The sequence below is a fragment of the Burkholderia sp. AU32262 genome (assembly GCF_020419985.1).
GTDB lineage: Bacteria > Pseudomonadota > Gammaproteobacteria > Burkholderiales > Burkholderiaceae > Burkholderia > Burkholderia semiarida.
This window is the reverse complement of the sequence record NZ_JAIZRS010000027.1, coordinates 39,822-57,299: the sequence shown is the minus strand read 5'-3', so window position 1 is coordinate 57,299 and position 17,478 is coordinate 39,822. Positions and strand designations below refer to the sequence as shown.

16 protein-coding genes are annotated in these 17,478 nt (G+C 70.5%); 7 read left to right on the top strand and 9 right to left on the bottom strand.

Going from position 1 to position 17,478, the window contains the following annotated elements:
• Positions 1-5 precede the first annotated feature (5 nt).
• From xylB to LGN10_RS27060, 3 genes are all read right to left on the bottom strand, one after another.
• Entirely contained in the window at positions 6-1,487 is a 1,482-nt protein-coding gene (xylB, locus tag LGN10_RS27070) for a xylulokinase (RefSeq protein ID WP_059644785.1), read from the bottom strand.
• A gap of 105 nt (positions 1,488-1,592) precedes the next feature.
• A complete protein-coding gene (gene dalD, locus LGN10_RS27065; RefSeq protein ID WP_226225597.1) occupies positions 1,593-2,987 on the bottom strand; it encodes a D-arabinitol 4-dehydrogenase in 1,395 nt (464 codons plus the stop codon).
• 175 nt (positions 2,988-3,162) lie between these two features.
• Positions 3,163-4,074, bottom strand: a complete 912-nt coding sequence (locus tag LGN10_RS27060) for a LysR family transcriptional regulator (RefSeq protein ID WP_059578464.1) — start codon at positions 4,072-4,074, stop codon at positions 3,163-3,165.
• A gap of 99 nt (positions 4,075-4,173) precedes the next feature.
• Between LGN10_RS27060 and mdlC the strand changes: the two genes are divergently transcribed.
• The 4 genes from mdlC (at position 4,174) to LGN10_RS27040 (ending at position 9,888) form a co-directional block, all read left to right on the top strand.
• Positions 4,174-5,781: a benzoylformate decarboxylase gene (gene mdlC, locus LGN10_RS27055; protein WP_226225596.1), complete on the top strand. Its 1,608-nt coding sequence runs from the start codon at positions 4,174-4,176 to the stop codon at positions 5,779-5,781.
• A 29-nt stretch (positions 5,782-5,810) separates the two neighbouring features.
• Entirely contained in the window at positions 5,811-7,262 is a 1,452-nt protein-coding gene (locus LGN10_RS27050) for an aldehyde dehydrogenase (RefSeq protein ID WP_226225595.1), read from the top strand.
• A gap of 14 nt (positions 7,263-7,276) precedes the next feature.
• Positions 7,277-8,221, top strand: coding sequence for a ketopantoate reductase family protein (locus LGN10_RS27045; protein ID WP_226225594.1), 945 nt, complete (start codon positions 7,277-7,279; stop codon positions 8,219-8,221).
• A gap of 260 nt (positions 8,222-8,481) precedes the next feature.
• On the top strand, positions 8,482-9,888 hold the full coding sequence (locus LGN10_RS27040; RefSeq protein WP_226225593.1) for an MFS transporter: 1,407 nt from the start codon (positions 8,482-8,484) through the stop codon (positions 9,886-9,888).
• A gap of 20 nt (positions 9,889-9,908) precedes the next feature.
• On the opposite strand, the gene kynA is transcribed toward LGN10_RS27040, so the two are convergent.
• The 3 genes from kynA to kynB form a co-directional block, all read right to left on the bottom strand.
• The gene (gene kynA / locus LGN10_RS27035; RefSeq protein ID WP_226225610.1) at positions 9,909-10,844 is read right to left on the bottom strand and encodes a tryptophan 2,3-dioxygenase; all 936 of its coding nucleotides are present in this window, start codon (positions 10,842-10,844) and stop codon (positions 9,909-9,911) included.
• 90 nt (positions 10,845-10,934) lie between these two features.
• Positions 10,935-12,188: a kynureninase gene (gene kynU / locus LGN10_RS27030; RefSeq protein ID WP_264163271.1), complete on the bottom strand. Its 1,254-nt coding sequence runs from the start codon at positions 12,186-12,188 to the stop codon at positions 10,935-10,937.
• Positions 12,189-12,216: 28 nt separating this feature from the next.
• Positions 12,217-12,858: an arylformamidase gene (kynB, locus tag LGN10_RS27025; RefSeq protein ID WP_059578446.1), complete on the bottom strand. Its 642-nt coding sequence runs from the start codon at positions 12,856-12,858 to the stop codon at positions 12,217-12,219.
• A 130-nt stretch (positions 12,859-12,988) separates the two neighbouring features.
• Between kynB and LGN10_RS27020 the strand changes: the two genes are divergently transcribed.
• A complete protein-coding gene (locus tag LGN10_RS27020) occupies positions 12,989-13,489 on the top strand; it encodes an Lrp/AsnC family transcriptional regulator (RefSeq protein WP_006477992.1) in 501 nt (166 codons plus the stop codon).
• Here LGN10_RS27020 and LGN10_RS27015 read toward each other — a convergent pair.
• From LGN10_RS27015 to LGN10_RS27005, 3 genes are all read right to left on the bottom strand, one after another.
• Complete coding sequence (locus LGN10_RS27015) at positions 13,476-13,985, bottom strand: flavin reductase family protein (RefSeq protein ID WP_059578443.1); 510 nt, start codon at positions 13,983-13,985, stop codon at positions 13,476-13,478. The genes LGN10_RS27020 and LGN10_RS27015 overlap by 14 nt on opposite strands.
• Positions 13,986-14,280: 295 nt before the next feature.
• Positions 14,281-14,946 (bottom strand): hypothetical protein, encoded by a 666-nt coding sequence (locus LGN10_RS27010; RefSeq protein WP_099316759.1) that lies wholly within the window; start codon positions 14,944-14,946, stop codon positions 14,281-14,283.
• Positions 14,943-16,349 (bottom strand): selenium-binding protein SBP56-related protein, encoded by a 1,407-nt coding sequence (locus LGN10_RS27005; protein WP_059578438.1) that lies wholly within the window; start codon positions 16,347-16,349, stop codon positions 14,943-14,945. The genes LGN10_RS27010 and LGN10_RS27005 overlap by 4 nt, the downstream gene beginning before the upstream one ends.
• Before the next feature lie 112 nt (positions 16,350-16,461).
• Here LGN10_RS27005 and LGN10_RS27000 point away from each other — a divergent pair, with 112 nt between their 5' ends.
• Positions 16,462-16,695 carry a hypothetical protein gene (locus LGN10_RS27000; RefSeq protein ID WP_226094298.1) on the top strand — a complete coding sequence of 78 codons (234 nt, stop codon included), beginning with the start codon at positions 16,462-16,464 and terminating at the stop codon, positions 16,693-16,695.
• A 216-nt stretch (positions 16,696-16,911) separates the two neighbouring features.
• Positions 16,912-17,472, top strand: coding sequence for a peptide-methionine (S)-S-oxide reductase MsrA (msrA, locus tag LGN10_RS26995; protein ID WP_059578436.1), 561 nt, complete (start codon positions 16,912-16,914; stop codon positions 17,470-17,472).
• Positions 17,473-17,478 lie beyond the last annotated feature (6 nt).

The following is a 17,478-nucleotide window of genomic DNA, read 5'->3' as shown; positions in this document are numbered from 1 at the left end:
GGCGCCTACGCGAGCCGTGCGCGCGACGGCTCGTACAGCGGCCGCACGTGGCGGTACAGCGTACGGAACGCATCGAGGCGTTCGCGCAGCCGCGCATGGCGGGCGGCGTCCGGTGCGTATTCGGCGCGCACCGGCGGCTTGGTCAGCACCGTATGCGGATCGCCGCCGGCGGCCAGCCAGCCGAGCCGTGCCGCGCCGAGCGCCGCGCCCGTTTCGCCGCCGCCGATCTGGCGCGTGCGCACGTTCAGCGCGTCCGCGATCAGTTGCGCCCAGAACGCGCTGCGCGCGCCGCCGCCGATCAGCGACAACTGGTCGGTTTCGACGCCGGCCGCGTGCAGCGCGTCGAGGCCGTCGGCGAGGCCGAGCGTCACGCCTTCGAGCACCGCGTAGCCGAGATGCGCGCGCTCGGTCGCGTGCGTCATCCCGAAGAACACGCCCTGCGCGTACGGATCGTTGTGCGGCGTGCGTTCGCCGGACAGGTAGGGCAGGAACAGCGGGGCCGCCGCGAGCGCGTCGGGGTCGAGCGCCTCGACTTCGGCGAGCAGCGCGGGTTCGTCGGTGCCGGTCAGCTTGCACACCCAGCGCAGGCAGCTCGCGGCCGACAGCACGACGCTCATCAGTTGCCAGCGATCCGGAATCGCATGGCAGAACGCATGCACGGCCGACGCGGGATTCGGCATGAAGCGGTCGCCGACCACGCTGAGCACGCCCGACGTGCCGAGCGACACGAAGCCGTCGCCCGCGTGGATCGCGCCGATGCCGAGCGCGCTCGTCGCGTTGTCGCCGCCGCCGCCCGCGACCAGCACGGCCTCGGACAGCCCCAGCTCGCGCGCGACGTCCGCGCGCAGCGTGCCGGACGGCGCATTGCCTTCGACGATGCGCGGCATCTGTTCGCGCGTCATCCCGCACGCGGCGAGCAGCGCATCGGACCAGTCGCGGCGTGCGACGTCGAGCCACAGCGTGCCGGCCGCGTCCGACGGGTCGGACACTTTCGCGCCGGTCAGCCGGAACCGCAGGTAGTCCTTCGGCATCAGCACGCACGCGGTCGCCGCGAACACGTCGGGTTCGTGCTTCGCGACCCACAGCAGCTTCGGCGCGGTGAAGCCGGGCATCGCGAGGTTGCCGGCGAGCGCGTGGAGATCGGGCGCGCGTTCGGTGAGCAGCGCGCATTCGTCGGCGCTGCGCATGTCGTTCCACAGGATCGCGGGGCGCAGCACGCGGTCGTCGCGGCCGAGCAGCACGGCGCCGTGCATCTGGCCCGACAGGCCGATGCCGCGCACCTGCGCGAACGCCTGGGGATGCCGTTCGCGCAGCGCCGCGAGCGCGGCGAGCGTGCCTTGCCACCAGTCGTCCGGATGCTGTTCCGCCCAGCGCGGGTGCGGGCGCGATACGGTGAACGGCGAGCCCGCGGTGCCGACCACCGTGCCGTCCGGGGCCAGCAGCAGCACCTTCACTTCCGAGGTGCCGAGGTCGATGCCGAGATACATGAGCGATCCGTTCGGTCGGTGAGGAGCCGCTACTTTAGCCGGGCCGCACGGCCTGTGCCAAGCGGGTTCGCCCGGCCGCGCGGCCGGGCATCGGCGCGCGGGTCGTCAGCGCGCCGCGAGCCAGGCATCGACGCGCGCGAGCCCGGCGCGCAACGCGTCGAGCAGCGCGGCGTTGCCGGCGAGCGAGCCCCACAAGGCGCGGCTCGCGCACAGCGCGACGACGGGGTCGTCGGCTTCGACGATCGCGCGTGCGGCGCCGTCGTCCATCACGCCGTCCTGGTACGCATACGGCAGCGTGCCGCGCGCCCAGCGTTCGAGAAAGCGCAGGAACAGCGCGGGCAGCACGGCCGTGGCGACCGGCGCGGCGCCGCGCGCGAACGATTCGACGAGCGTCGGCGCGATGAAGCCGGGGATCTTCGAGAAGCCGTCGGCCGCGACGCGCTGGTTCGTGTCGAGCACGTACGGATTGCCGAAGCGCTCGAGCACGACGTCGCGGTAGCGCGCGAGATCGAGCGGGCTCGGCGTCAGGCACGGGATCACGTCCTGCGTCACGTAGTCGTGCGCGAAGCGGCGGATCGCCGCGTCGTGCGTGCCTTCGTGGATGTAGGTGTAGCCCGCGAGCGTGCCGGCCCATGCGATGCAGCTGTGCGTCGCGTTGAGGATGCGGATCTTCGCTTCCTCGTACGGATGGACGTCGTCGACGAGTTCCGCGCCGGCCAGTTCCCAGCGCGGCCGGCCGGCCGCGAAGCGGTCCTCGATCACCCACTGGATGAACGATTCGCCCATCACCGGGCACGCGTCGTCGATGCCGGTGGCCGCACGCACGCGCTCGCGCACGTCGTCGGTCGGGCGCGGCGTGATGCGGTCGACCATCGCGCTGGGCGTCGCGACGTTCGCATCGAACCACGCGAGCAGTCCGCCTTCGCCGCGCCGTTCGAGGAATTCGCGCATGCCCGCACGAAACCGCGCGCCGTTGTTGCGCAGGTTGTCGCAGCTTTGCAGCGTGAGCGGGCCCGCGCCGCGTTTGACGCGTTCGGCGAGCAGCGCCGCGAGCGCACCGTACAGCGTCGTGCGCGCGCCCTGCAGGTCGGCGGCGAGATCGGCGTTCGCGACGTCGAGCCGGTTGTGTTCGTCGAGGTAGTAGCCGCCTTCGGTGACGGTGAACGACACGATCCGGCAGGCCGGATCGGCGCCGGCGTCGATCAGCGCGGCGAGGTCGATCGACCATGGCAGCACGCGGGTGATCGCGCGAATCGTCTCGTACGCGCGTTCGCCTTGCGGCGTGACGGTTTCGAGCGTGTAAGCGCCGTGCTGGGCGGCCAGCGCGTCCATCGTCGCGCGCATGTCGTCGCGGATGTTGCCGACGGTCAGCGACCAACGTTCGTCGGCCGGCACGGCCGCGTTCACGCGATGCAGATACCACGCCTGGTGCGCGCGGTGAAACGAGCCCGCGCCGATGTGCAGCAGCACGGGCGCGCGGGCGGCGGGCGATTCGCTCATCGGTGTCTCCTGTTCCTGCCTGTCTATTCCGTCGAATACGATCTTTTGCTCTTTGTGTGAGCGAATGATCGTATTCGGGCGAACGAAAGTCAAGGCGCGGAAACGGCATTTCGATGGTGCGCTGCGGCGGCGTGCGGGGGCAGGGCGGGCGCGGCGGGGCCGATGGAAAAAGGCGTCAGCGCCCTTCGCGCGTGAGTGCGACGAGTTCGTCGAGCAGCTTGCCGGCCGGCCCCGGCAGGATCCCGTGGCGGCGCCGGAATGCGGTGAGCGTGCGCACCGCGACGACCTCGCGCACCGGCAGCGTGTCGATCGTGCCGGCGCGCCGTTCGGCGCCGACCATCGGCTCGGCCATCCAGCTGAGGAATCCCGCATGCGCGACCAGGCTTTTCAGCGTGATGACCGAACGCGTCTCGACCGCGATGTCGGGCAACGGCAACCCGTGCGCGTCGAAGGTCGCGCGCATGTGGTCGAACGGCGCGGTGCCGCGCGGCGGAATCGCCCAGCGCGCGTGCAGCGTATCGGCGAGCGTCGGCGGCCGGCCGAGCGCACGCAGCGGATGGTGCGGCGCCGCAACGATATGGCTGCGATCTTCCCAGCGGCACTCGGGGATCGCGACGATCTCGTCGGTGTCGGGCCCGTGCGCGGACAGCGCGAGGTCGATCTCGTGCTTGACCAGCCCTTGCGCGAGCCGGTCCCACACGCCTTCGATGATTTCGACGCGCAGGTTCGGCCAGCGGTCGAGCACACGGCCGACCGCGACCGGCAGCACGAGGCTCGCGATGCTGCCCACCGTGCCGACCTTGATCGTGCCCTTCGCGAACCCGCGCATCGCGTCGAGTTCCTCGCGCGCATGCTCGGCCTCGTGCTGCAGCAGCGTCGCGTGCGGCAGCAGCGCTTCGCCGAACGCGGTGAGCTGAACGCCCTTCGAATGGCGTTCGAACAGCGGCGCGCCGACCTGCGCCTCGAGCCGCTTCAGGATCCGGCTCAGCGCCGGCTGCGTGACATGCAGCGCGTCGGCCGCGCGGCCCAGGCTGCCGCACGCGACGATGGTCGTGAACGCGTGCAATTGTCGGAGATCGAAAGTCATGCCGGGGCGTAATGGCTTTTGGCAAAAAATACAGTATCCGTGAATGGCCTGCGCTTCGATACTGTGGAAACCGCCAAGCCATCGAGGAGACGCCCGAGCATGTCCGGCACCCCGTCCCAATCCGCCGCGCCGATCACCGTCCGCGACGCCGTCATCGATCTGTTTCGCCAGTTCGGCATCGACCGCGTGTTCGGCAACCCCGGCTCGACCGAGCTGCCGATGTTCCGCGACTTTCCCGACGATTTCCGCTACGTGCTCGGCCTGCAGGAGGCCGTCGTGGTCGGCATGGCGGACGGCCACGCGCAGGCCACCGGCCATGCGGCCGTCGTGAACCTGCATTCGGCGGCGGGCGTCGGCAACGCGATGGGCAATCTCTTCACCGCGTTCAGGAACCGCACGCCGCTGATCGTCACCGCGGGCCAGCAGGCGCGCGCGATTCTGCCGTTCGATCCGTTCCTCGGCGCGACGCAGGCCGCCGAGCTGCCGAAGCCGTACGTGAAATGGAGCATCGAGCCTGCGCGCGCGCAAGACGTGCCGGCCGCGATCGCGCGTGCGTACCGGATCGCGATGCAGGAGCCGCGCGGCCCCGTGTTCGTGTCGATTCCCGTCGACGACTGGGACCAGCCGGCCGAATGGCTGCCGCGCCGTGACGTCAGCAGCATCGTGCGGCCCGATCCCGACGCGCTCGCGCGGCTCGGCGACGCGCTCGACGCCGCGCGGCGCCCGGCGTTCGTGGTCGGCGCGGCCGTCGATCGCGCGGGCGCGTGGGATGACGCCGTGCGCCTTGCCGAGCGGCACCGTGCGCGCGTGTACGTCGCGCCGATGTCGGGGCGCTGCAGTTTTCCGGAGGACCATCCGCTGTTCGCCGGCTTCCTGCCCGCGATCCGCGAGAAGATCGTCGCGCGGCTCGACGGGCACGATCTCGTGTTCGCGTTCGGCGCGCCCGCGTTCACCTATCACATCGAAGGCTCCGGCCCGCACGTGCCGCCGGGCGCGACGCTCGTGCAGCTCGTCGACGATCCGGGCGTCGCCGCGTGGACGCCGTCGGGCGATGCGGTCGTCGGCAACCTGCGGCTCGCCGCGCGCGATCTGCTGGCGCGGCCCGCGCCGCCCCAGCGGCCGATGCCCGCGCCGCGCGCGCCGCGTGTCCGCGTCGACGCGCCTGCCGCCGGCGCGCGCATGTCGGTCGCGTTCGCGCTGCAGACGCTCTCGGACGTGCGCGACGCACAGGACATCGTCGTCGAGGAGGCGCCGAGCGCGCGGCCGGTGATGCAGGAACATCTGCCGTTCACGCGCAGCGGCACGTTCTACACGATGGACAGCGGCGGGCTCGGCTACGGGATGCCGGCCGCCGTCGGCGTCGCGCTCGCGCGGCCGGGCCGGCGCGTGATCGGGCTGATCGGCGACGGCTCGAGCCTGTATTCGATCCAGGCGCTGTGGAGCGCCGCGCAACTGAAGCTGCCGATCACGTTCGTGATCCTGAACAACCGGCGGTATGCGGCGCTGCAGGATTTCGCGCCCGTGTTCGGCTTCGGCCCCGGCGACCCCGTGCAGGGCACCGATCTGCCCGACCTGGACTTCGTCGCGCTCGCGCAAGGGATGGGCTGCCGCGGCGTACGCGTGGCCGATGCAGCGCTCCTGCGCGATACGCTGGCCGACGCGCTGCGTGCGGCGACGCCGGTCGTCGTCGAAATCGAGATTGCCTGATGCGCCGCGCGCGTCTTTCCGGAGATTCCATGCAAACCGTAGCGATGCTGATCGGCGGCGAACGCCGCCACTCGTCCAGCGGCGCGACCTTCGTGCGCCGCAACCCGCTCGACGGCGAAATCGCGTCGGCCGCGCCCGCGGCCACCGCCGACGATGCGCGCGCGGCGGCCGACGCGGCCGCCCGCGCGTTGCCCGGCTGGGCCGCGCTCGGCCCCGGCGCGCGGCGCGCATGGCTGCTGAAGGCGGCCGCCGCGCTCGAAGCGAAGCACGACCAGTTCGTCGCCGCGATGGCGGCCGAGACGGGCGCGTCCGCGCTGTGGGCCGGCTTCAACGTGCAGCTCGCGGCGAGCGGGCTCGTCGAGGCCGCGTCGCTGACCACGCAGGTCGGCGGCGAGCTGATTCCGTCCGACGTGCCGGGCTCGCTCGCGATGGGCGTGCGGCAGCCGGCCGGCGTCGTGCTCGGCATCGCGCCGTGGAATGCGCCGGTGATTCTCGCGACGCGCGCGCTCGCGCTGCCGCTCGCGTGCGGCAACACGATCGTGCTGAAAGGCTCGGAGCTGTGCCCCGTCACGCACGGGCTGGTCGTCGAGGCCATGCAGGAGGCCGGGCTGCCGCCGGGCGTCGTCAACTTCGTGACGAACGCGCCCGACGATGCGGGCGCCATCGTCGACGCACTGATCGCACACCCGGCCGTGCGCCGCGTGAATTTCACGGGCTCGACGCGGGTCGGCCGGATCGTCGCCGAAGCGTGCGCGCGCCACCTGAAACCGTCGGTGCTGGAGCTCGGCGGCAAGGCGCCGTTCGTCGTGCTGGACGATGCCGATCTCGACGCGGCGGTCGCCGCGGCCGCATTCGGCGCATTCGCGAATTCCGGCCAGATCTGCATGTCGACCGAGCGCATCGTCGTCGACGCATCGATCGCCGATGCATTCGTCGCGAAGCTCGCCGACAAGGCCGCGTCGCTGCCGCTCGGCGACCCGCGCAACGGGCCGGTCGTGCTCGGGTCGCTGATCGACACGAAGGCCGTCGAGCGCTGCAACGCGCTGATCGACGATGCGCTCGCGCACGGCGCGACGCTCGTGTGCGGCGGCAAGGCCGACAGCACGCTGTTCCCGGCCACGCTGCTCGACCACGTGACGCCGGCGATGCGTCTCTATGCGGAGGAATCGTTCGGCCCGGTGAAGGGCATCGTGCGCGTCGACGGCGAGGAGGCCGCGATCCGCTGCGCGAACGACAACGCGTTCGGGCTGGCGTCGGCCGTGTTCAGCCGCGACGTCGCGCGGGCGCTGCGCGTCGCCGCACGCATCGAATCGGGCATCTGTCACGTGAACGGCCCGACCGTGCACGACGAGGCGCAGATGCCGTTCGGCGGCGTGAAGGACAGCGGCTTCGGCCACTTCGGCGGCAAGGCCGGCATCGCCGCGTTCACGGACCTGCGCTGGATCACGGTGCAGACGGCGCCGCGCCACTATCCGTTCTGACGAGGCCGCCGACGATGAAGATTGCGATTCTGGGCGCGGGCGCGATGGGCTCGCTGTTCGGCGGGCGGCTCGCCGAAAGCGGCGAAGCCGTCACGCTGATCGACGTGAACGACGCGCATCTCGAAGCGATCCGCCGCGACGGGCTGCGCATCGACGACGACCGCGGCGAACGGCGCATTCGCACGCTGCACGCCATGCGGCCGGAAGCCGCGAATGCGGACGCGGCCGCCGCGCCCGACACGCCGTTCGACCTGCTGATCGTTTTCACGAAATCGCTGCACACGCGGGCGGCGCTCGACGGCGTGCGCGCGCTGCTGACGCCGGACACGTTCGTGCTGACGCTGCAGAACGGGCTCGGCAACGTCGAGACGGTGAATGCGTTCGTGCCGATCGAGCGCATCCTGGTCGGCGTGACGACGTGGCCGGCCGATGCGGCCGGGCCCGCGCACGTGCGCTCGCACGGCGCCGGCACGGTCCGCATGATGACGGCCGACGGCGCGGCGCGCCCGTTCGCGGCGGCCGTGGCCGACGCGCTGTCGCGCGCGGGGCTCGCCTGCACGCTCGACGCCGACGTGTGGGCCGCGATCTGGGAGAAGGTCGCGTTCAACGCGGCGCTCAACACGGTGTGCGCGGCGACGGGCTGCACCGTCGACCAGCTCGGCCATCATCACGACGGGCCGCGGCTCGCGCTCGCGCTCGCGGCTGAGACCGCCGCCGTCGCGCACGCGAAGGGCATCGCGGTCGACGGCGCGCGGATCGCGCGCAACGTCGAGCATGCGATCCGCGACCATCGGGGCCATCGGCCGTCGATGCTGCAGGACGTGCTCGCGGGCCGCCGCACCGAAATCGACGCGATCAGCGGCAAGGTCGTCGCGGCCGCGCGCGAAACGGGCGTCGCGGTGCCGCATGCGGAGACGCTGCTCGCGCTGGTCCGGTTGATCGACGCACGGGCGAACTGAGTAACAGGCCGGCGGCCGGCTGGCGCCGCATGACGATACGGATGCCGCGCCCGCGAAGCGACGGTAATGGATCGTGAAGGGTGGGACGACACACCGGCGCCGCTCGATGGGCGCCGGTCGACTGCACAGCATGAGATCCGGGCACGCTTGCGTGCGCCAGCCCGGACAACCGGAGACGCCATGAAAACCATCGAATGCCGTTGTCTCGTCGCGCGCCGTCCGCGCATCTTGCCGCCGGCGCGCGGTGCATCGGAGGCCGCATGAGCACACCCGACGCCCTGAATGAACGGCTGCCGCCGTCGGTCGACATCGGCACGACGCTCGACGACGGGCCGTTCACGGCGATGCAGCGCTGCGTCGTGCTGCTCGCCGCGCTCGCGATCGTGCTCGACGGCTTCGACGGCCAGTTGATCGGTTTCGCGATTCCCGTGCTGATTCGCGAATGGGGCATCGCGCGCGGCGCGTTCGCGCCGGCCGTCGCGGCGGGGCTGGTCGGCATGGGGATCGGCAGCGCGTGCGCGGGGCTCGTCGCGGACCGCTTCGGCCGCCGCCAGGCCGTGATCGGCAGCGTATTCCTGTTCGGCATCGCGACCTGCGCGATCGGGTTCGCGCCCGACGTCGCGACGATCGCGATACTGCGCTTTTGCGCGGGGCTCGGGATCGGCGGCGCGCTGCCGACGGCCACGACGATGACCGCCGAATACACGCCCGCGCGGCGCCGCACGATGATGGTGACCGCGACGATCGTCTGCGTGCCGCTCGGCGGGATGCTGGCCGGCCTGTTCGCGCACGAGGTGCTGCCGCGCTACGGCTGGCGCGGGCTGTTCTTCGCGGGCGGCGCGTTGCCGCTCGTGCTCGGCTTCGTGCTCGTGCGCGCGTTGCCGGAATCACCGCGTTATCTGGCGCGGCGCCCCGCACGCTGGCCGGAACTCGGTGCGCTGCTCGCGCGGATGCGGCGGCCGGTCGCGCCGGGCACCGTGTTCACCGATATGAAGGACGCCCGTGCGCCGGGCGGCCGCGGCGGCTTCGGCGCGCTGTTCGCGGGCGGGCAGGCGCGCGACACGATCGCGCTCTGGTGCGCGTTCTTCATGTGCCTGCTCGCCGTGTATGCGGCGTTCAGCTGGCTGCCGACGATGCTCGCGGCGAGCGGGTTGAGCGTGTCGGTCGCGGGCTCGGGGCTCACCGCGTACAACCTCGGCGGCGTGATCGGCGCGCTGCTGTGCGCATGGGCGATCGCGCATGCGGGCTCGCGCTGGCCGCTCGCGCTGTGCAGCATCGGCGGCGCGGCGAGCGCGGTGTGGCTGATGGGTGTCGATGCGAGCCGCCACACGGGCTGGCTGATCGTCGGGCTCGGCCTGCACGGGTTGTTCGTCAACGCGGTGCAGTCGACGATGTATGCGCTCTGCGCGTACATCTACCCGACGGCCGTACGCGCGACGGGCACCGCGAGCGCGCTCGCGTTCGGCCGGCTCGGCGCGATCCTCAGTGCGTTCGCGGGCGCGATCGTGATCACGTCGGGCGGCGCGGGCGCGTACCTGACGATGCTGGCCGTCGCGATGGGCGTGGTGTGCGTCGCGCTGCTCGCGGTGCGGCGGCACATTCCGCGGCTGTCGCGCGCGCCGGCTCAGCCGCGCGAAGGGGAAGAACTCGCCCGCACGTCGTCGTGACGGCGGGCGCGTGACGGGCGTTACAGCGTGGTGCGCACGTGCCAGAGCTCGGGGAACAGCACGACGTCGAGCATCTTGCGCAGGTACGGCGCGCCGCTCGTGCCGCCCGTGCCCTGCTTGAAGCCGATGATGCGTTCGACCGTCGTCACGTGACGGAAGCGCCACTGGCGGAACGCATCCTCGAGATCGACCAGTTCCTCGGCCATCTCGTACAGCTCCCAGTGCTGCTGCGGATGACGATAGACCTCGAGCCATGCGGCCTCGACCGTCTCGTCGTGCCGCATCGGCTGCGTCCAGTCGCGCTCGAGCCGCTCCGCCGCGATCGCGAACCCGCGCCGCGCGAGCAGGCGCACGACCTCGTCGTAGAACGACGGCGCCTCGAGTGTCGCGCGCACCTGTTCGAGGATGTCGGCACGGTGCGCATGCGGCTGCAGCATCTGCGCGTTCTTGTTGCCGAGCAGGAATTCGAGCTGGCGATACTGGTACGACTGGAAGCCCGACGACTGGCCGAGATACGGCCGCATCGCCGAATACTCGGACGGCGTCATCGTCGACAGCACGTTCCACGCCTGCACCAGTTGCTCGAGGATGCGCGACACGCGCGCAAGCATCTTGAACGCGGGCGGCAGCGCGTCGGTGCGCACCGCGTCGAGCGCGCCGCGCAGCTCGAACAGCGCGAGCTTCATCCACAGCTCGCTCGTCTGATGCTGGATGATGAACAGCATCTCGTTGTGATCGGGCGACAGCGGATGCTGCGCGTCGAGGATCGAATTCAGCGACAGGTAGTCGCCGTAGCTCATCGACTTCGAGAAATCGAGTTGCGCGTTGTGCCAGCCGGCTTGCGTGTCGGCCTCGCCCGGCACGTGCGGCGCTTCATGCGCGGCTTGCGCCGGTTGGGCGGCGCGTGCGCCCGAGAACGGGCAGCCTGCCGGCGCGTCGCCGCCGGGCGGCTGCATATGACCAGAATTCACGACTTTCTCCAGATTTGAATGACGAACGCGCGGCGCATGCGCCGCCTGCAACGGCGGCGCGCCGCGCAAGACCGCTCAGGTCACCGCGCCGCGTTCGGCGAATTCGGGCGCCTTCCACGCATCGGTGGCGAGGATGTCGCGCAGCGTCTCGACCGCATCCCACACGTCGACGAAGCGCGTATAGAGCGGCGTGAAGCCGAAGCGCAGCACGTACGGCTCGCGGTAGTCGCCGATCACGCCGCGCGCGATCAGCGCCTGCATCACTTCGTAGCCGTGCGGATGCTCGAAGCTCGCCTGCGAGCCGCGCTGGTGATGCGCGCGCGGCGTGACGAGCTTCAGCGACAGGCCCGCGCAGCGCGCTTCGACGAGCGCGATGAACGCGTCGGTCAGCGCGAGCGACTTGCGGCGGATCGCATCCATGTCGGTCTGCAGGAACACGTCGAGCCCGCATTCGACCATCGACATCGACACGATCGGCTGCGTGCCGCACAGGAAGCGCGCGATGCCCGGATCCGGCGCGAAGCCCGGCTGCATCGCGAACGGCGCGCGATGGCCCCACCAGCCCGACAGCGGCTGCGAGAAATGCGCGAGGTGACGCTGCGGCACCCACACGAACGCGGGTGAGCCGGGGCCGCCGTTCAGGTACTTGTACGTGCAGCCGACCGCGCCGTCCGCGCGTGCGCCGTTCAGGTCGACCGGCACCGCGCCGGCCGAGTGCGCGAGATCCCACAGCATCAGCGCGCCCGCGTCGTGCACGAGCTGCGTGACGGCCGGCATGTCGTGCATGTAGCCGGTGCGGTAGTTCACGTGCGTGATCATCGCGACGGCCGTGTCCGCGCCGAGCGCGCCGGGCAGGTCGGCCGGATCGTCGATCAGGCGCAGCTCGTAGCCGCCGCCGAGCTGTTCGATCAGCCCCTGCGCGATATACAGATCGGTCGGGAAGTTCGAGCGCTCCGACACGATCACGCGGCGCTCGGGCGCGCGCTCGGCCTGGTGGCGCAGCATCGCCGACAGCAGCTTGAACAGGTTGATCGAGATGGTGTCGGTCACGACCGTTTCGCCGGGCGCGCCGCCGATCAGCGTCGCGAGCTTGTCGCCGAGGCGGCGCGGCAGCGCGAACCAGCCGGCCGTGTTCCAGCTGCGGATCAGGCCGTCGCCCCATTCGGCGCCGATCACCTGCTGCGCGCGGGCGGCCGACGCGCGCGGCTGCGCGCCGAGCGAATTGCCGTCGAGGTAGATCACGCCGTCGGGCAGCGAGAACTGGTCGCGCAGCGGGGCCAGCGGGTCGTCGCGGTCGAGCGCGAGCGCGTCTTCACGGGTCTTGATCATCATGATGTGGGGTCGTAGGTCGGGGTAGTCAGGCGGCGCGGGCGGGCAGCGCGCGCAGCACCGCGCGCACGGGGCTCGCGTCGAGCGTCGCGAATTTCAGCGGCAGCGCGATCAGTTCGTAGTCGCCGGGCGGCACGTCGTCGAGCACGATGCCTTCGAGGATCGCCATCCGGTGCGCGCGCACACGATGATGCGCATCCATCGTCTTCGATTCCTGCGGGTCGAGCGACGGCGTGTCGATGCCGATCAGCTTGACGCCATGCGCGGCGAGCAGATCGACGGTGTCGGGCGCGACCGCGCAGAAATGGCTGTCCCATCGTTCGACCGCGGCGCGCGCATACGTGCGCAGCAGCACGCGCGGCGGCACGCCGTCGAGCGCGGCCGCGATATCGGCCGGCCGCACGACGGGCGCCGCGCCGATGCAATGGATCACGCGGCACGGGCCGAGATAGGTGTCGAGCGGCACCGCGCCGATCGGCGCGCCGTCGGCGTCGTAGTGCAGCGGCGCGTCGCAGTGCGCGCCCGTGTGCGGCGACAGCGTCAGGCGCGCGACGTTGACCGGCGAACCGGCCTCCATCCGCCACACGCGCTCGACGGAAACCGGCGTATCGCCCGGCCACACGGGGGTGGCGGGGCTGACGGGCGGCGAGATGTCCCAGAGTGTGTCCATGGCATGACGAAGCGAAGAGTCGATCCTTCGAATGATAGGTGGACGCTCGCAGAAAGTGCTTGCGAAATAAACATGGACAATCCGCCGGATTGGCAGATAATTCGACTCAGAGGGAAAACGGGGACCAAAAATGCACGCGATCACGCTCGATGCCACCGACTGCCGGATTCTGGCGGTATTGCAGGAGGAGGGCAGAATCAGCAATCTCGACCTGGCCGAACGCATTTCGCTTTCGCCATCCGCCTGCCTGCGCCGCATGCGCCTGCTCGAGGAGCAGGGCGTGATCGAGCACTATCGCGCGTGCCTGAGCCGCGAGAAGCTCGGCTTCGAGCTCGAGGCGTTCGTGCAGGTGTCGATGCGCAACGAAGAGAATCAATGGCACGAGCGCTTCGCGGAAGCGCTGCGCGAATGGCCGGAGGTGGTCGGCGCGTTCGTCGTGACGGGCGAGAGCCACTATCTGCTGCGCGTGCTCGCGCACAACCTCAAGCACTATTCGGATTTCGTGCTGAACCGCCTGTACAAGGCGCCGGGCGTGATGGACATCCGTTCGAACATCGTGCTGCAGACGCTGAAGGACGAAGCCGGCGCGCCGGTCGGCCTCGCGCGCACGGGGGCGATCAAAGCGGTGTGAGGCCGTGGAAGCCGCCGCCGTGGAACACGAGCGGCGGGGCGGCGTCCGATACGGCGCGCACGCCGCAGCGCTCCACTTCGCCGACGAAGATCACGTGGTCGCCTTCGTCGTAGCGGCTGCGGTTGTGGCATTCGAACCACGCGAGCGCGCCGTCGAGCACGGGCATCCCCGAGTTGCCGGCCGCGTGCGCGATCCCTTCGAAGCGGTCGCCCTTGTAGGTCGAAAAGCGCTTGCACAGGTCGAGCTGCGACGCCGCGAGCACGTTCACCACGTAATGGCTGTTGCCGCGGAACACCGGCGTCGACGCCGATTTGTGCGCGAGGCTCCACAGCACGAGCGGCGGATCGAGCGAAACCGAATTGAACGAGCTGGCGGTGATGCCGATCAACTGGCCGGAGGGCGCCTGCGTCGTGATCACCGTCACGCCCGTCGCGAACTGGCCGAGCGCCTGCCGGAAGGCGGCCGAGTCGAAATCCGGCGGATTGGCGTGGCTCATCGGGCAGCCATCCGGGACGGGACGGGCGGGCGCGACACGGCGCGGGTGCGACGGGCGCGGCGGACGAAAGACGACAAGGCGGTCGATGAGGAAGGGGTGCGCATGGCCCGATTTTAGCGGAATCGGGGCCGCCGGGCCCGGTCGGGCGGCGCATCGTGACGGCAGGGTGACGTAGCGAACAGTGCGGCGCGCGGCCGGCATCGCGGTTCCGTCACGCTTTTTGACGGTGCGGCCGTTCGTCCCGGCGCCGGATTGCGCTGCCGGGCATTGCATCGCATCGCGACCGCGACCCGCGCTATCGCGCCGCCGCCAGCCCGAGCGACAGCGCCCCCGTCACGATCAGGCTCGACGCCCACACCGTGTCGAGATTGAACCAGCTCCGCGACACGAACTTCAGCCCGAGATAGCGGTACACGAGCCATGCGAGCCCGCCGCCGGCGGCGATCATCGCGGCCGCGTGCACGGCCGCGACGACGAGCGCCATCCCGAGATGCGCATCGACGAGCATCGCCGCCGCGCGGTGGCCGGCATCGCGGTCGAGCCCGCAGAGGCCGAGGTAGATCGGCACGAGCATCAGCCCCGCGCCGTGCGCGAGCGCGACCGCGAACGACCACAGGCCGAGCCGCGCCGGCGGAATCCGCGCGAGCGCCCGCGGATGTCGGCGCCGGATCAGCAGCACCGCGCCGAAGCCGATCACGAGCGCGCTCGCGCCGATCCGGATCGCCGTCTGCCACGCGAGCAGTGCGGCGAGCAGCCCGAACGGCAGCATCACCGCGAAGACGGCGAGCGCATGACCGAGCGCGAGATAGCCGAGCGCCGCGACGAGCGCGCCGCCGCGGCGCGTCATCAGCGCGTTCGACACCGCGAGCGGCCAGCCCATCGCCGGGTTGAGCCCGTGATAGACGCCGCTCGCGAGCACGGCCGCCCACAGCGCGAACGGCGCATGAAGCCCGGCGCTCAACGCTTGACCGACGGATAGCAGAACGAGTCGGTCGAGCAGTCGCCGCCTTCGAGCCGGATCTGGTGCGCGCGATAGCCGTCGGGGAATTCGACCCAGTAGTCGTCGGCGAGCGTCAGCCCGCCGTCCGGCCCCGCGTGCGCGAGTACCTGCGCGGCCGGCACGCCGTCCGGATAGAACTGGTCGTCCCACGTCGAATAGAGCGAGTTGGTCCAGTACACGCGCCGGCCGTCGCGGCTGATCTCGACCATCTGCGGGCCGCCCGCGAACGTGCGGCCGTTCGAGTGCGGCGCACGGCGCGCGATGCCGCCGATGCGCACCGACCCGGCGAGCACCGGGTGGTGCGGGTCCGACACGTCGTACTGGCGCATCTCGCCGGTGCCCCAGCACGACACGTACAGGAAGCGATCGTCGAGCGACAGGTCGATGTCGGTCACGAGCGGCGGCACCGCGCCGAATCCTTGCAGCAGCGGCGGCAACTCGTCGGCCGGCGCCGGCTCGGCGGGGATCGTCGCGGTCTTCTTCACATGGAACTTGCCGCCTTCGCGCCACCAGGTCCAGATCGAGCCTTCGAGATTGGTCGTATCGACCACGACGCCGACGAATCCGTACTCGCGCACCGGGTCGTGCGCGGGCCGTACCTCGAGCGCCATCTGGTGCTGCGCGCCGAGATCGATCGTCTGCACGTTGCGTCGCGCGCGCAGATCCCAGAAATGCAGCCGGTGCCCGTACTTGTTCGCGAGCAGATCCTCGGGGACGATCCCGTTCTCGAATTGCGGCGGCAGCGCCCATTCGCTCGACACCATGTAGTCGCGCGGCAGGTTCCACCAGAAGTCGTAGTGCTTGTCCTGCGGGCCGCGGTCGATTTCCCAACGGCCGAGCACGTCGAAGGTTTCGCAATCCATGATGAAGATGCCGGGCGCGCCGTCGGTGCCGTCCTTGCCCGCCCCGCCGAGCGTGCTCACGTAGATGCCCTCGGGGCCGCAATGCACGGTGTGCGGCCGCGAATAGCCGGTTTTCGCGAAGATCTCGTCGGGCTCGATGATCTTGTGGATGCGCGCCTGCGTCGGATGCGGCTTCGTGTCGATCACGTAGATGCGCGACGAGCGCAGGCCGGGGATGATCAGGAAGCGGCGCTCGAGGAACGCATGGCCGGTGAGCGGCGACAGCGACGACGAGCACGCATTCCAGCCGAAATGGTGAAACTCGTCGCCGGTGTTCGGCATCGTCACCGTATGCACGATCTTGCCGTACGTCGACGAACCGGGCTTCACGTCGATCACGGCGAGCGCGTCGGGTCTGGAAAAATCGGGGCTCAGCAACAACGTATAGGCAAACTCTTCCGCCGGCGCCTGCATCGCAAGCTCGGGCGAAGCGTGAAACGTCGGGTCAGGCCGCATGCTCATGGTGGTGTCTCTCGAAGGTATCGGATCGTGGACGCACGGCCGTTCGTTGCGGACGTGCGGACTGCGGTGGCCGCGCGGCGCGCATCATGCCGGCGGAGCGAGCGGCAGGCGAATGCAACGCGTCGGCGACGCGCGCGATGCCGTGCATCAGGTCGTGAAAGCGGGAAAAGGCGACGGGTTGCCGCGCGGCGCGCTCCGTGAAACGGGCACGCGCCACCGCGACGGTGCGATTGACGTAGCGGCGAGCGGGGCCGCGACGCAGGCGATGTCTGTTAAGGCGTGCATATCGATGTTCCGGCAGATGGTGTTGGCATCGGGGTCGGGCATGCATCGGACGCTGGGTTGACGCGGCGGGGTGACCGCCGCGTGCGCGTGCCTAGTGTAGACGAGAAATACGCTGCCGGTCGCGTGCGACGCCTGGCCGATCTGCCAGTTTCGCGCGCGAGTGAGATACTTGCCGGAGTGCCGCTGCGACCCGCACCGCGGGCCGGCAGCGGCGATGCGAAACCGTGGCAGCCGGCACGCGTGTGCCGGCTGCCATCATCCACGAGAGGCTGATTTCATGGGGAACGAAATGCTTGAAACCGCGACGCTCGGAGGCGGGTGTTTCTGGTGCACGGAGGCCGTGTTTCTCGACGTCGACGGCGTGACGGCCGTCCAGTCGGGTTACGCGGGCGGTCATACGCGCAATCCGGGCTATCGCGACATCTGCGAAGGCGATACTGGCCATGCGGAAGTCGTCAACGTGACGTTCGATCCGGCGCGCATCGGTTATCGCGAGATCCTCGAGATTTTCTTCGCGACGCACGATCCGACCCAGTTGAACCGGCAGGGCAACGACGTCGGCACGCAATACCGGTCGGTCGTGTTCACGCACTCGGATGCGCAACGCGATACGGCGCTCGACGTGATCCGCGAGCTCGAGCGCGAACAGGTGTTCGGCCAGCCGATCGTCACACAGGTCGTGCCGCTCGACGGCAACTACTGGCCGGCCGAGGACTATCATCAGAACTATTACGCGCGCAACCCGGGGCAGGGCTATTGCTCGGTCGTGATCGGGCCGAAGCTCGCGAAATTCCGGCAGAAGTTCTCGCACCGGCTGAAGTCGCTGCGCGGCGCCTGAGCGTCG

Coding starts and splice junctions, on each gene's coding strand:
- xylB (WP_059644785.1), bottom strand. CDS start 1,487: ATGTATCTCGGCATCGACCTCGGCACCTCGGAAGTGAAGGTGCTGCTG.
- dalD (WP_226225597.1), bottom strand. CDS start 2,987: ATGAGCGAATCGCCCGCCGCCCGCGCGCCCGTGCTGCTGCACATCGGC.
- LGN10_RS27060 (WP_059578464.1), bottom strand. CDS start 4,074: ATGACTTTCGATCTCCGACAATTGCACGCGTTCACGACCATCGTCGCG.
- mdlC (WP_226225596.1), top strand. CDS start 4,174: ATGTCCGGCACCCCGTCCCAATCCGCCGCGCCGATCACCGTCCGCGAC.
- LGN10_RS27050 (WP_226225595.1), top strand. CDS start 5,811: ATGCAAACCGTAGCGATGCTGATCGGCGGCGAACGCCGCCACTCGTCC.
- LGN10_RS27045 (WP_226225594.1), top strand. CDS start 7,277: ATGAAGATTGCGATTCTGGGCGCGGGCGCGATGGGCTCGCTGTTCGGC.
- LGN10_RS27040 (WP_226225593.1), top strand. CDS start 8,482: ATGAGCACACCCGACGCCCTGAATGAACGGCTGCCGCCGTCGGTCGAC.
- kynA (WP_226225610.1), bottom strand. CDS start 10,844: ATGCAGCCGCCCGGCGGCGACGCGCCGGCAGGCTGCCCGTTCTCGGGC.
- kynU (WP_264163271.1), bottom strand. CDS start 12,188: ATGATCAAGACCCGTGAAGACGCGCTCGCGCTCGACCGCGACGACCCG.
- kynB (WP_059578446.1), bottom strand. CDS start 12,858: ATGGACACACTCTGGGACATCTCGCCGCCCGTCAGCCCCGCCACCCCC.
- LGN10_RS27020 (WP_006477992.1), top strand. CDS start 12,989: ATGCACGCGATCACGCTCGATGCCACCGACTGCCGGATTCTGGCGGTA.
- LGN10_RS27015 (WP_059578443.1), bottom strand. CDS start 13,985: ATGAGCCACGCCAATCCGCCGGATTTCGACTCGGCCGCCTTCCGGCAG.
- LGN10_RS27005 (WP_059578438.1), bottom strand. CDS start 16,349: ATGAGCATGCGGCCTGACCCGACGTTTCACGCTTCGCCCGAGCTTGCG.
- LGN10_RS27000 (WP_226094298.1), top strand. CDS start 16,462: ATGCAACGCGTCGGCGACGCGCGCGATGCCGTGCATCAGGTCGTGAAA.
- msrA (WP_059578436.1), top strand. CDS start 16,912: ATGGGGAACGAAATGCTTGAAACCGCGACGCTCGGAGGCGGGTGTTTC.